At 63.2% G+C, this 12,407-nt stretch carries 15 protein-coding genes and 1 pseudogene; 11 read left to right on the forward strand and 5 right to left on the reverse strand.

Annotation, left to right across the window (positions count from 1 at the left end; all coding sequences use genetic code 11):
- Positions 1 to 203 precede the first annotated feature (203 nt).
- The 3 genes and pseudogenes from ABEA18_RS18780 to ABEA18_RS18790 form a co-directional block, all read right to left on the reverse strand.
- Complete coding sequence (locus ABEA18_RS18780) at positions 204 to 944, reverse strand: DUF4113 domain-containing protein (protein ID WP_345451674.1); 741 nt, start codon at positions 942 to 944, stop codon at positions 204 to 206.
- 682 nt (positions 945 to 1,626) lie between these two features.
- Complete coding sequence (locus ABEA18_RS18785; RefSeq protein WP_345451676.1) at positions 1,627 to 2,118, reverse strand: DUF7793 family protein; 492 nt, start codon at positions 2,116 to 2,118, stop codon at positions 1,627 to 1,629.
- 399 nt (positions 2,119 to 2,517) lie between these two features.
- A pseudogene (locus ABEA18_RS18790) lies at positions 2,518 to 3,144 on the reverse strand (GTP cyclohydrolase II).
- 329 nt (positions 3,145 to 3,473) lie between these two features.
- Between ABEA18_RS18790 and ABEA18_RS18795 the strand changes: the two are divergent.
- The 3 genes from ABEA18_RS18795 to ABEA18_RS18805 are packed head-to-tail and all read left to right on the forward strand — an operon-like array spanning position 3,474 to position 4,400.
- Positions 3,474 to 3,695, forward strand: coding sequence for a DUF2231 domain-containing protein (locus tag ABEA18_RS18795; protein WP_345451677.1), 222 nt, complete (start codon positions 3,474 to 3,476; stop codon positions 3,693 to 3,695).
- A complete protein-coding gene (locus ABEA18_RS18800; protein ID WP_345451678.1) occupies positions 3,676 to 4,065 on the forward strand; it encodes a DUF2231 domain-containing protein in 390 nt (129 codons plus the stop codon). Before ABEA18_RS18795 ends, ABEA18_RS18800 begins: the two co-directional genes overlap by 20 nt.
- Positions 3,993 to 4,400 carry a hypothetical protein gene (locus ABEA18_RS18805; RefSeq protein ID WP_345451679.1) on the forward strand — a complete coding sequence of 136 codons (408 nt, stop codon included), beginning with the start codon at positions 3,993 to 3,995 and terminating at the stop codon, positions 4,398 to 4,400. Before ABEA18_RS18800 ends, ABEA18_RS18805 begins: the two co-directional genes overlap by 73 nt.
- 119 nt (positions 4,401 to 4,519) lie before the next feature.
- On the opposite strand, the gene ABEA18_RS18810 is transcribed toward ABEA18_RS18805, so the two are convergent.
- A complete protein-coding gene (locus ABEA18_RS18810; RefSeq protein WP_345451680.1) occupies positions 4,520 to 5,311 on the reverse strand; it encodes a DUF427 domain-containing protein in 792 nt (263 codons plus the stop codon).
- Positions 5,312 to 5,450: 139 nt separating this feature from the next.
- On the opposite strand from ABEA18_RS18810, the gene ABEA18_RS18815 reads away from it, so the two are divergent.
- Both ABEA18_RS18815 and ABEA18_RS18820 read left to right on the forward strand, forming a co-directional pair.
- Positions 5,451 to 5,720 (forward strand): DUF3040 domain-containing protein, encoded by a 270-nt coding sequence (locus ABEA18_RS18815; protein ID WP_345451682.1) that lies wholly within the window; start codon positions 5,451 to 5,453, stop codon positions 5,718 to 5,720.
- Positions 5,721 to 6,072: 352 nt separating this feature from the next.
- Positions 6,073 to 6,435, forward strand: coding sequence for an SPW repeat domain-containing protein (locus ABEA18_RS18820; RefSeq protein WP_345451684.1), 363 nt, complete (start codon positions 6,073 to 6,075; stop codon positions 6,433 to 6,435).
- A gap of 99 nt (positions 6,436 to 6,534) precedes the next feature.
- Here the strand turns inward: ABEA18_RS18820 and ABEA18_RS18825 are convergent, their stop codons facing one another.
- Complete coding sequence (locus ABEA18_RS18825; protein WP_345451685.1) at positions 6,535 to 6,873, reverse strand: YegP family protein; 339 nt, start codon at positions 6,871 to 6,873, stop codon at positions 6,535 to 6,537.
- A gap of 220 nt (positions 6,874 to 7,093) precedes the next feature.
- On the opposite strand from ABEA18_RS18825, the gene ABEA18_RS18830 reads away from it, so the two are divergent.
- The 6 genes from ABEA18_RS18830 (at position 7,094) to ABEA18_RS18855 (ending at position 12,258) form a co-directional block, all read left to right on the forward strand.
- A complete protein-coding gene (locus ABEA18_RS18830) occupies positions 7,094 to 7,294 on the forward strand; it encodes a hypothetical protein (protein WP_345451687.1) in 201 nt (66 codons plus the stop codon).
- A 232-nt stretch (positions 7,295 to 7,526) separates the two neighbouring features.
- Positions 7,527 to 9,845, forward strand: a complete 2,319-nt coding sequence (locus ABEA18_RS18835; RefSeq protein ID WP_345451689.1) for an FdhF/YdeP family oxidoreductase — start codon at positions 7,527 to 7,529, stop codon at positions 9,843 to 9,845.
- A 77-nt stretch (positions 9,846 to 9,922) separates the two neighbouring features.
- Positions 9,923 to 10,507: a hypothetical protein gene (locus ABEA18_RS18840; RefSeq protein ID WP_345451691.1), complete on the forward strand. Its 585-nt coding sequence runs from the start codon at positions 9,923 to 9,925 to the stop codon at positions 10,505 to 10,507.
- A 146-nt stretch (positions 10,508 to 10,653) separates the two neighbouring features.
- The gene (locus ABEA18_RS18845) at positions 10,654 to 11,001 is read left to right on the forward strand and encodes a hypothetical protein (RefSeq protein ID WP_345451693.1); all 348 of its coding nucleotides are present in this window, start codon (positions 10,654 to 10,656) and stop codon (positions 10,999 to 11,001) included.
- Positions 11,002 to 11,665: 664 nt separating this feature from the next.
- Positions 11,666 to 12,022: a hypothetical protein gene (locus ABEA18_RS18850; protein WP_345451695.1), complete on the forward strand. Its 357-nt coding sequence runs from the start codon at positions 11,666 to 11,668 to the stop codon at positions 12,020 to 12,022.
- Positions 12,019 to 12,258 (forward strand): hypothetical protein, encoded by a 240-nt coding sequence (locus ABEA18_RS18855; RefSeq protein ID WP_345451697.1) that lies wholly within the window; start codon positions 12,019 to 12,021, stop codon positions 12,256 to 12,258. The genes ABEA18_RS18850 and ABEA18_RS18855 overlap by 4 nt, the downstream gene beginning before the upstream one ends.
- Positions 12,259 to 12,407 lie beyond the last annotated feature (149 nt).

Genomic DNA, 12,407 nt, shown 5'->3' on the forward strand with positions numbered 1-12,407 from the left:
TTTTGGGTGCGGAGTTACAGGGTTCCAGACTCACGGAGTCTGGAACTACCGGAGGTTCGGACTTCCGGACGAGATGAGGCCGGCCCACACTTTCACGACTAGCGGGCATCCGATGTCATGATCGCGAGGGGCCGAGTTGGGTACCCAGGAAAGTGAGGCTGCCGGCGAGGAGACCACCACCACCGCGGCAATGTCGGTATAGCTCAAAGTTGAACCGGGCCACGAAATTTCGGCCGCGCGACCGGGGGAGGGCCGAGGCCGGGAATACCATGAGGGAAGGCTACACATTGGCTACTGGTCGTCACTTCCCCTACACCTGGGAGGACCTGGCCGCAGACGGCGTGCGGGATTGGGTGGAGCCTTCGGTCGGGGATGACATGCCGGTACCCTTCCGTAACGAGCTCCGTGGCCCTGGCCAGGGCCACGGCGTTGCTGGCGCCGGGCGCGCTGACACGTCTTTGCTCGCCGTCCGGGCTCTCGATTGTCAGTTCAAATTCCACAGCGACAGGTCTGACTGACGGGGTGGTCATATGGCATTCACGACGGGCGAGTTCGTCCCAGTGGGTGGTGGCCATGGGGGAGAGGAAATCCTGTTTCATCTGCCAGGACGGCCCGGGGCGCAGCCCGCCATAGCCGAGACCGATGAGTCCTTGGCCATGCCGGCGGTTCACGTCCTCGAACAGGGAGTTGATGCCTTGGTCGACCTGAGCGAAGCGGAACAGCTCCTTCACGCGTTCGGCCAGGTCAGAACGGGCTGCTAGCCTGCCTTCGCCAACACGACGGGGTCCAATGTCGGCGCCGGCAAGGCCCGCGAGTATGGACGGGGAACTCTTCTCGTGGGCGTTGTAGAAGCTCGTGCCCGCGAATGCGGTGAGGATCTTGGCCTTCTGGTGGTGTTTCTCCAGCCGCGCGGATCCCCGCTCCGCGTAGACGGAGCACGGCAACTATCCGCTGTCATTTATACGTTCGTTTAAGTGACAGTGTGATTCCAAGTCGTGTTGAAATCGAATTGTGTAACTTAAGGCGTTATTTATTCTAGGTCACGCAAAGGGTTTCTAAGTCTTCGCGTGTGACAGATAGTCGAGAGGTGGGGACAAGGATTCCGCGAACGGGCTCTGAGGCGGGATCCGTCCCTGCCTCGGCGTCCAAGTCGGCTCTTGGAATCGGCCGTTTAGGGGAGTGATGTCAGATTGACGGCCGCTCCCGGTGGTGCACACACGAACGCAAGGCTGCTCGCAGGATCCCAACATCGTTGTCGGCGGTCAATGCTATTTTGACTTGCGCACGATTGAGCCCAGGGACCGGCGATGCGATTGAGGGTTGGGGCCGGCCGCGGGGACGAGCACCCGGCGCAAAGGCGCGGTCGGCGAAGCCCTTGCCAAGAAGGAGAATTGAGGTCTTCAAAGCGGTCTTTCGTAAAGGCACTCGGGGGAAGCATGCAATTACGCAAGGCTTTCCTATCGTAATTGCCCGCGCCTTCAACTGTAGAAGTTAGGTAAGGCTGAGCAAACTCTTTCCGAAGTGGTACGCCCTGGCCTGATCTCGACACATTTTCCGGGCCGGCAAAGGGCGTCGGTAACCACGCGCATCTCGCCTGTGACGAGCGCCGGGGGTTCCTTAATCCCGTCAGCGCGATGGCCCGTCGGCTTCGGCCAGCCACCTCACGGCCTCGTTCCTGGACGTGAAAAAGCGGTTGGGGCACGGTGGCTTGTGGACGCCGAAGAAAAAGCCGGCGATGACCCGGTCCACCGGGCTGGACCCGAGCAAAGCGATCCGCGAGGAGGGGCAGAGGACGGAGAATATGGATCGGGCATCCCTGCTCAGAGCCTCCAGCATTGCCATGTCGACCAGCAACGGGTGCTCTGATCCCCGGCAGACCTCATCGAGGGCGACGGCTGCCGCAAGGGCATCGGATGCTTCGATCGTGCCTTTGGGTGTCCAGATGACGTGGATGACGCCGTCGGTCCGCAGCTCCACAGTGCCGTTGCCACTTGGGGCTGCGGCGTTCCCTCCGATCGTTCCTGTTCGCCCATACGCCTCTTGCACTGCGGGGTGACCCTGCTTTTCCGCAGGCGTCCAGGTCATAGGTGCCTTGGCTTGCTCTTCCAGTGAAGTCATGGCAACCGTCGGGAGACGTCCGGCAGGGAACGTTGTGAAGCGTTGTCCATCGCGGCCGAGGGGACGCGGGATCAGCTTCGCGCTGGTTGGCTGAGGCTCCTCATGACTTCCCGCTATGGCTTGACGGTTCGACATTGCGTCTGCCTCGATTCTCCTGTGTGAGCGGCACCTCCAGCGGGAGCGGCATAAGCCGTCGTCCCGAGACAATGCTCGCAGGAAGGATGGCAAGTTGCGGTGTTCCCGGGGATTTCTTTGGGAAATCCTGCGAGGAGGCAGCAATATTCTGCGCGCTCTCTGGAAATTGACGGTTGCATCCGGGGCAGGTCGGGAACGGTCGCGTGAGAAACCGCAAATATTCCACCAGTGGCACAAGATGTTGTACCGCTGTGCCCAAGGAAGTTAGGGGAGCGGTCCCAGGTCGATCGTATGGTCGGTGTGGTCGCGCTTGGTGGTCAGGTAACGGGCATTCGAGGAGGAAAGGTGGACTCGGGTGGGCACGCGCTCGACCACAACGACGCTGTTGGCCTCGAGCTGCCGGGCTTTGTCCGGGTTGTTGCTCAGCAACCGGATCCGGTCCACTCCGACGGCGAGCAGCATCTAGGCCGCGGCCTGGTAGTCCCGCTCGTCCTCAGCGTGGCCGAGTGCGACGTTGGCGGCGTAGGTGTCCAGGCCGCGGTCCTGGAGGGAGTAGGCGTCAAGTTTCGCGTAGAGCCCGATGCCGCGGCCTTCCTGCCTCAGGTACAGCAGGAAGCCCCCTTCGCCGGCGATCCGCTCGGCCGCTTCGCGGAGCTGAGGCCCGCAGTCGTACCGTTGCGAACCCAGGACGTCCCCGGTTAGGCATTCGCTGTGAGGGCGCACCAAGGGGGCCATGTCCCTGGCCCTGGGGCCGAAAAGGGCGCCCTCCCAGTCTCCGAGCCCGAGCAACAGGTGCTCCTTGTGGTCCACCAGGCCCCGGAAAGTGAACGCATCCGCTTTCGTGGTGAAGCCGTCGGCGAACCTGAGCGGGATCCGCACCCGCGTGCGCATCACGGCGGAGGAGGCACCGAACTCGTCCCGGAATAGCCTGATCCAGCCAACACCGTCCCGAAACCGTCCGCCTCGGATCCCGGTCCCGCCGCGGTGAATCGTTCCTCAGGCATCATGGCCCTCCTTCTAAGATCGCGAAGGCGCGGCCTCTTGTGGCTGGCACTCCCGAAATTCTAAAATAACGTAACACGTTTTTGGATTCCCGGCGCTGGCTCACCGACGAAGAAGCAATGCGGTTCGTCCCTTGTGGAGGCTCCGGGTGAAAGCCCATGATCGCCACGTAATTGCGATCCGTCATCGTTTTTCCGGAGAAGGTGGAGAAGGTATTGATGGATGACATGCGTCGGGCCAAGGAGACGGTCCCTGTTCTGGCAGGCCCTTACGGTCACCCCGTTCCACCGATTTTGGTGACTGTCCCGATCGGGGCGTGGGTGACCAGCCTCGTCTTCGACCTCGGATCTCTCATTGCAAGCGGCGATGCAGCCGCGCTGGCAGCGGGGGCACGATGGCTGATCGCCATCGGCGTGCTCGGTGCGCAGCTGCCGCGCTGATCGGATTCCTGGACCTGTTCGCCATCCCGACCGGTACGCGGGCCTTCCGTACCGCACTGGTCCACATGAGCCTGAACTCACCATCACCATTGCCTACCTGGTCAACTTCCTCCTCAGGGTCGGTCAGCACGGACCCGCGCAGGCCGTACTGATCATCTTCTCGGCCCTCAGTGTCGCCGCACTGGGCGTCTCCGGGTACCTCGACGGCAAACTCGCCTTCCACTACGGCCTGCGGGTTGCCAACGAAGAGACCCAAGCCGCCGGCTTCGACATCGCCCCGACCGAAGGACTAATCCCATGGGCATCGCCGCACTCGTCACATGGATTGCTACCGCAGTCCTCGGGTTCACCATGCTCGGTCTGTGGCTAAGCAAAGGCGGCCTGCGCGCCGCACAGAGCGACGCCTCCATCCCGACACGCCTTGTACCTCCCCTGATCTTCAGCCACTATCTGCTAGCCGCCGCCGGGTTGATCCTGTGGATCGTCTACCTGATCATCGACAGAGACATCCTGACCTGGGTCGCCCTCGGACTCCTGGTGATCGTCGTAGTCCTCGGGGATGTGATGTTCCTGAGATGGAGGCACAGCCGCAAGGAAGCTACCCCGGAAGCGCATCTTCCGGTCCCCCTCGTCTACGTGCACGGCCTGTTCGCCGTCGCCACCATCATGCTCGTGCTGTTGACCGCCCTTGGAATCGGATCCTGAAGCACCTTGCCGGCTCCCCGCAGGCGCTCAGGCGCCTTCACTCGCGGCGGTCCTGCGGCCGGGACCAGGGCGTTACCGGCCGGGCCTGCAGGATGCCGTCGACGGTCAGGTCCACCCTTTCATTGAAGAAGCTCACCAGGTTGTGGATCTGTGCGGCGTCGCGGAAACTCTTGTCGTAGCTCCAGGCGACATTTCCTGCCGTCCTCTGTTCCGGGGTGCGTCCAGTAACGGGCTTCGCCCTTATATGGACACACGGTCCTCTTGGGGCTCTCCTCCATGAGGTCCAGCCGCACGTCCCCGGGCGGGATGTAGTAGCGGACGGGAAGCAATGTCTCGTACAGGAGTTGCGCACCGTTCGTTTTGGCGAGCGTGACGCCGTCGAGGGAGACCTCCACGGTCAGGGAGGAGGCCCGGATGTCCACACGGTGGAAGGGGTCGCGGGGGTGGCCGATGATCTCCTCGTCGTCTTCGCGCCATTGAAAGGCGGCGAAATCCAGCACGACATACCCGGCCAGGTCGGGGTCGTCCGGGCGGAATGCGGCCCCGGGTGCCGTCGTCGTCCCTGCCACAACGTCGAGTTGTTCGCCGGAGGTGGTATGCCGGCCGAACCCGGTGCGCGGATCCAGCGATGGAGGTGAGCCTGCGGACAGCCTGACGCCGAGCTCCGGGACATCGGCCGCAGGGCCGCCGGCTCTGAGCTCTGCCAGCAGTTCGGCCTCCGGCACCGCATAAATCGGGGTAATGCGCTTCGGCTCCCAGACCAGCCACGCGTGCAGGGTGTCGACGACGGCGTTCCCGCCCAGGGTCGCGCGGATCCGCTTGGCGGTGGGTTCGTAGCGCAGCTCCGGGGACGTCCCGAGGATCACTCCGGATAGTTTGGGGCCATGCTTCAAGCGTGAGCGCAGGGCCATGCGGGGTCAATGCCGTCGTGGGCCGATGGCAGAGGGGCTGGAACGCGCTGGTTCCGGGAGCCGATAATGAAAGCAAGCAGGCTGTTGATGGCTTGGCGGTGCGATGGATGAAGGCTGAGACGGGAAGGAATGGTTGGCAATGCCTCTCTCGGATTATGAGCGCAGGCGCCTGCAGGAACTCGAAAGGGATCTGGCTGATAATGACCCGGTCCTGGCCCGGGAATTGGAGACGGGAAGGTCTCCCAGACCGTGGCTTCGCTGGTCCGCGGGCAGCGTCCTGGTCCTCGTAGGCTTCGGATTGATGATTCTGGGGAACTCCGCGCAGCTTCCGGGCCTGGGCGTTCTGGGGTTTCTGTTGATGTTCGGCAGCGTTTGCTGGCACGTCTGGCGTAGGATTTCCGTTCCCTAGGCAAGTTCGGCAGGGCTCGAACAGCGGGACGCAGATCCTGCGGCCATCCGTGGACGGGTTTTAGGTGGGCGTCGGTTGCCGTCGAGGCCGACCGGTCCGGTTGCACGCCATCACCGGCTGCGGCCGCATTGCAGGAACCAAGGACGGGCACTGCGTGGCGGGAAGACGCAGCGACTGGTTTTTGTTAATCCATACGTCCGGCTGTGAAGGCGCGAATGCGCCGGGTGCGTCGTGCAGGCGCTTAACCCCGCCGGATCGATGGCGGCACCGCATGGCGCGGCAACCGTCGAAAGAACAAGTCTCCAGGTGCATTTTGACCCGGTGATCGTTCCGAATCATGGAGGTGGTTTCAATGAAGAAATGGACGCGATGGCAGGATTGGGTCACGGTAGTTGCCGGGCTCTACGCCGTGCTATCAGTCATCTGGACCAAGGCGGCTGGCGGCTCGACTGCCTTGATGCTCGTGTTCGGCGCTTTGCTGGTCATCAGCGGCGTCATCAATCTGGCCATGCCCGGAACCCCGGCCATGGAGTGGATCCAGGCAGCCTTGGGTGCACTGTTGTTCCTCGCTCCGTGGTTCGGTTCCTACGCCATGCAAACCGGCGTCGCCTGGACGTCCTGGATCACCGGCCTGGTGGCACTCGTCGTCACCGCGACGGCGATCAAACCCAGCACCGAGGAACACCGGCATCACATGGTCAGCCCATCGCATTGAACAGCCGGAGATAGATGGCCGGCGGGGCGTAGCGGACCCGCCGGCCATCCCATGTTGTTGGCCTCTTGGCGTTCGTCCTTGGCCCAATCCGCTCTAAACTCAAGCGGCTTTGTGCCGGCGATGGTCGCGCGTTCCTTGAGCGGGTCCTGCCGGGCTCTCGGCGGCCCCCCATGGGGGCAGTCCCCGGCCCGGAGCCGGTGCCGCGGACAGTGCGGTAGCCGCCCGGGGATGATCCGATGACCTGTGAAGGGGGACCTCGGGGCACAGATCCGTGATCAGGCCCGTCCCGGCGTATTCGCGCACGGCCGTGATGCCGGCAACGGCGGCGGCTTTGTCCGGAAACGCACGGGAGAGCGCCATCAGGGCCCCGTCGGGGCCCGTGAGCCGGAACCTGAAATGCTTGTCTTCATCGTGGAAGAGCTCGAACGTGCCTCTCATGGCTATCCTCCTGGACGCGGAAAGCGCCGCGCCGGCTTTCTCCTCGGGTCCGGACGCGGCGTTGCGTTCCGGAAACCCTGGTCGGGTAAGGGATCCAGTCCCGCAGCAGCAGTGACGCGGGACACACATGTTCCCCTAGGCTATGCGCTCGGCAGGCCCGTTGGCCAGCGGCGGTGGTGGAAAGGGCGGCGATATGATGCTTGGCAGTTGGATGTGAACCTTGCCCGGAACCATCACGATGATCGACATCCGCTTCCTGCCAGGTTCTGCCGCCTTGCTGATAGACGATGGTTGCTTCGATGAGGACACTGCCACCACGATGCCCATGGGTCCCTCGATGCGGGGCTGCGCGGGGCAACCCCTCGCACCGGGTCCGGCGCCATGGCCGGAAAATCCTGGGATCTCCCACCTCGGCGGATGACAGGCGCCAACACCTCGCCCTCCCGAACCGGCGCAAAGGTGTAACGCATATCACGGAACATGATCGTTGCCTTAGGTACCTACTACTGCTATACCGATGGTAATTGCAAGATCAACGCACCAACGTGGGCCTGCCACGGCGGAAAGCCTTGCCCGCGGCGGTGCGCCGGTTCCGGATCGGCCGGCAGCACGCGCTTCATACCGGAGCCTCTATCCAGGGAAGGTTGCACGGTATGAACAGCTACAAACCGCCGGTGCGCGATGAAACCGACGCCCACTTGAGCGTCGGTCCGCCCAAAAGATCGGCAGCGGGTTTGCCCAGTCTTATTGAAACCATCCCGCTGGCGCTCACTGAGATGGGCCCGGAGCGCGCAGTGAAAACCCTCACGGCCATGAACCAGAAAGACGGCTTCGACTGCATGAGCTGCGCGTGGCCAGATCCGCCCGAGCGCAAAATGGCGGAATTCTGCGAAAACGGGGCCAAAGCGGTGAGCTGGGAGGCCGATCCGCTGAAGATTCCTGCCACCTTCTGGGAGCAGAATTCCGTCTCTTCATTGCGGGAGCGCAGCGAATACTGGCTGGGGCAGCAGGGCCGGCTGGTGGAGCCCCTCTATAAGCCGGCCGGTAAGGACCACTATCAGCCGGTCAGCTGGGACAACGCCTTCGGCATCATAGCCCGAGAACTCGGTGCCCTGGAATCCGCAAATGAAGCGACTTTCTACACCAGCGGACGGACCAGCAATGAGGCCGCCTTTGAGTACCAGCTCTTCGCGCGGGCGTTCGGGACCAACAACCTGCCGGATTGTTCGAACATGTGCCACGAGTCAACCGGCCTGGCGATGGGCGAGACCATCGGGGTCGGCAAGTCCGCCGTCTCCTACCCGGATTTCGCAAAGTCTGATCTGATCATCATCATGGGCCAGAATCCCGGCACCTGCCATCCGCGCATGCTCACCGCACTGGAGGAAGCCAAACGGGCCGGGGCCAGCATCGTGGCCATCAATCCGCTGCCCGAAGCAGGACTGATCAACTTCAAGAACCCGCAACGGCCCCGGGGGCTGATCGGGAAAGGGACAGACCTCGCGGACCAGTTCCTGCAGATCCGCCTCGCGGGAGACATGGCCCTCATGCAGGCCGTATCGAAGCGGGTCCTGGACGCCGAGGCTGCGGCGCCGGGGGCGGTGCTGGACCACGCGTTCCTGGAGGAGCACTGCGAGGGCCTTGAGGAGCTTAAAGCGCATCTGGCGCAGCTGGATGAACGGGACGTGCAGGCGGCCACCGGCCTGCGGACCGCGGAAATAGACGAACTGGCCGCCCGCTATCTGAAAGCGGACAAGGTCATTATTACCTGGGCCATGGGCCTGACACAGCATAAGAAGGCCGTGCCCACCATCAAGGAAATCATCAACCTGCTGCTGCTGCGCGGCAACATCGGCAAACCCGGCGCGGGTCCGTCCCCGATCCGCGGGCATAGCAACGTCCAGGGCGACCGCACCATGGGGATCTGGGAAAAAATGCCGCCAGCCTTCCTCGACGCGCTGCAGCGGGAATTCGGTTTTGACCCGCCACGCGAACCGGGCCTAGACGTCGTCGATAGCATCCGCGCCATGCGGGACGGCAAGGTCAAAGTTCTCTTTGCCCTGGGCGGAAATCTGGTCACGGCCGTTTCCGACTCCGCCGTGGCCGAGGCGGCAATCCGCAACACCCGGCTCTCGGTGCAGGTTTCGACGAAACTCAACCGGTCCCATGCCTTTGTGGGCGAGCAGGCAATGATCCTGCCCACCATGGGCCGGACCGAGATCGACCGCCAGGACAGCGGGCCGCAGTTCGTCACCGTCGAGGACACGGTATGCGCCGTCCATGCATCGGCAGGGCGGCTGGAGCCCATTTCGGACAAGGTCCTCTCCGAGGTGGCCATCATCAGCAGGCTCGCCCGGGCGGTGCTGGGCGATAAAGTCCCGGTCGACTGGGCCGGCTTTGAGGCCGACTACGACACCATCCGCAACCATATCGGCCACGTCTGCAACGGCTGTGAGGACTACAACAACAAGGTCCGCCAGAGCGGCGGCTTCGTGCTGCCGCACCCGCCCCGGGACAGCCGGACGTTCCCCACGGCCACCGGAAAGGCGATCCTGACCGTCAACGATCTGGAAACCATCCAGGTCCCGCCCGGACGACTGCTGCTGCAGTCTATGCGTTCCCAAGATCAGTTCAACACGACCATGTATTCCCTCAACGACCGCTACCGGGGGGTGAAAAAGGGCCGGCACGTGCTCTTCGTGAATCCGGCAGACCTCGACGAACTGGGTTTCGCCGAGGGTGACTTTGTGGACATCCACGGCGAGGCCGCCGACGGCGTGGACCGCGTCCTGAAACAGTTCCGGGTTATTGGCTACCCGACCGCCATCGGATGTGTCGCGGCCTATTTCCCGGAGGCAAACATCCTGGTCCCGCTGGATTCCACAGCGGAAGGAAGCAACACCCCGGCGTCGAAGTCCGTCATCGTGAGGCTGGAGCACGCAACCGCTCCGGCCTATGCCGGCGCCCGCTGACGTGCCGACCAGCTCGGAAGCGAGGGCCTTGAACCGGCCCTCCGAACCTGCTTCCGTTTGCGAAGAAAGGACAAGTCATGAACATCACCTTTGAGGCGTCCGCGTTCTTACCGATCGCGCTGGGATTTTTTGGTCTCGGTACCGGCTATCTTATCTACGGGCCACAGGAGCTGTTCCAATGGCCCAAGCGCGACATATCGGTGGACCGGTCCACAGGGGTCTGGGGCATCTGGATGCCTGGGTTCTGCCAGTTTCTGACGGGCACTTACCTTTTTGTGGGCATGACCTGGTTCCAGGTATTCAAAGACCCGCCACTTTACATGGCCGCCCTGGCGTTCTCGGCCTACGGAATCCACTGGTTCGCCTTGGGATACAACCGCTGGCAGCACAGCGACCCGCGCCCCAACGCCGGCATGTCCGTGGCCTTCACCGTCATCTCGGTACTGGGCCTGGTGGTCTTCTTCAAAGCCGGCGACTGGCCCGTGGGACTGCTGTTTGTCGGGCTAACACTGATCTACATCAGCGACTTCATCGCCAGCATAGGAAAAGCCTTCGGTGAACGGGCGCTGGGGCTCTTCCACATTCTCACCGGACTGTGGCTGATGTACCTGACGTTCGCTACGGGCCTGAACTTCGCCTCCGGCATGCACCTGCCGTTATAGGCCCACACATGCAAGACATGCCGTCTGCGCCCGCAGCTTGTGGCCCTCCGTCGGCAGCAGGGTCTGCCATCCGTTTGACGCCATGGCTAGTCTGGGACGGAACCAGAATTCAGGAAAGGCCGGACAGGAAGGCGGTATTCACCAGCATGAGCCTCAAAGACGAGTGGGACCGGCTCGATTCCGGAACCCGAAGATGGCTTCTGGAAAACCCGGCATGCTTGGTCCTGCCCCCCGCCATGTCGGCCAAGTTCGGCAAGGACGCACGCACAGACATTGCGTGTGACAGGCACGGGCAGGTCGTGCTCTCTCCGGAAGACCATGATTTTATCCGGGAGAAGGCGGAGGCCGCCGGAATAATCCGCGTTCCCCAGACGGAATACCGGTTCTTCGACACAGCACCGTTGCCGACTATCAGGACAGCGCCCCCGGAACGCGCGCCACAGCGCAACCGGATGAAGAGCAGTAAAACCAGCGGGCCGCCCAAGACCCAATAAGCACCACGCACATCGAATATGAACAGACGAAGGAACGTCCTCGTCGCGCGCATTGCATCCGCCCGCATGCCGGATGTTGAATTAAATCGGAAAAAGCGCCTGGAGACGAGCCGGCCAATGACAGGTCGGCTATCGGACGGGCCGGTGACGAAGAGAGTCTCCAGATCCTGGAGCCCGAGCTCTCGACCCCCAGACGTCGCCGGCCCCTGATCGTCTCTCGCTGTGCAGGTCGAGACTAGCGGCAACCACCGGTTATGCTCGGAGTCCGTCGTCGTCATGGAGGGCAGGCATCGACGTCGGCGCCGCGCTCGGCAACGAACGCTAGATGACTGGCCATCCAATCGGTATCGGATGCGTTCGGTGCGCTGAACGCTTTTATGGAGCGGCGCCTTTTCGGCGGTGATCCGCACGGCGGAAACGTCGATTCCGTCGTCTCGGGAGTTTCTCCCTCGACTCTGAATCGGAATTTGGTGTCAATCCGGGCCCTTTTCGATGTTGCCGTTGGAATGGGGTTTGTCTCCGGTAACCCGGTTCCGTCCGGCCGGCTCAACGCGACGTCCGGACGGTCGTCCTCTGATGCGAACTGGTTGACCCGACGGGCTTATGCGCGTTGGCGTTCGGGGGCCTGCACGGGATGGGGGCGGCCCGTGCCGAAACGTTGACCATGCGCGATGGGAACGCGGCATTCGCGGACTTGTTGTATCACACCGGCATGCGTCGGACCGAGGGTGCAGGGCTGCTGACGTTCGAGGTCCCCAATGGCGAGTTCAGTTCAAGGCTCGTTCGGGGGAGGGTCCCGGCCGCGCTGTCGAAAGGCCGTCCGCAGCGTGGCCGGGTGATGTATCTGGACCGTCCGACGCAGGAATCGATCGAGGCTTATGTGACGGGCGCGCGTGAAGTGGAGGTCCGGTCCGGGCAGGCATCGGGTCGGTACGAATCCGACAAGGCGGGGCTGATCGTGGAGGGCATGTCGCGGGCCCGTGGTGTCCCGGACAAGGTGCTGTCGAGTCGGGAGGCTTGAACGGCCGGGTGTTCCTGGATTCCCTGGCCATGGACCAGCGACGGCACATGTATGCGCTCGATGCCGACGGCCGGCGCCGCCCGTTGCTCACGTGGTTGGCGCGCGGCGGGGCCCCGCTTGCCGCCGTCAGCTGGAACCAGGTGTTCAAGGGCGGGGAATCCGACCGGGCCCGGCATCGCGCTTACGGACCGCCAGGTGGAGTCACTCCGGAAGTCTTGCTTCGATACCGTTCGTGACGCGCTCGTTCGGGTCAAGAAGGGCTGGGCCGTGGTTGAGGCCTTCCGACGGGGAGAGATCGACGATACGCGTCCTGACTTCACTTATGCGCAATTTACCGAGGCAACACCGGTTCGTGCCGCAGCCCCTCCGGTGGGATCCTTGAGTT

Origin of the sequence: Arthrobacter gyeryongensis (assembly GCF_039543785.1) — a bacterium.
Taxonomy (GTDB): domain Bacteria; phylum Actinomycetota; class Actinomycetes; order Actinomycetales; family Micrococcaceae; genus Arthrobacter; species Arthrobacter gyeryongensis.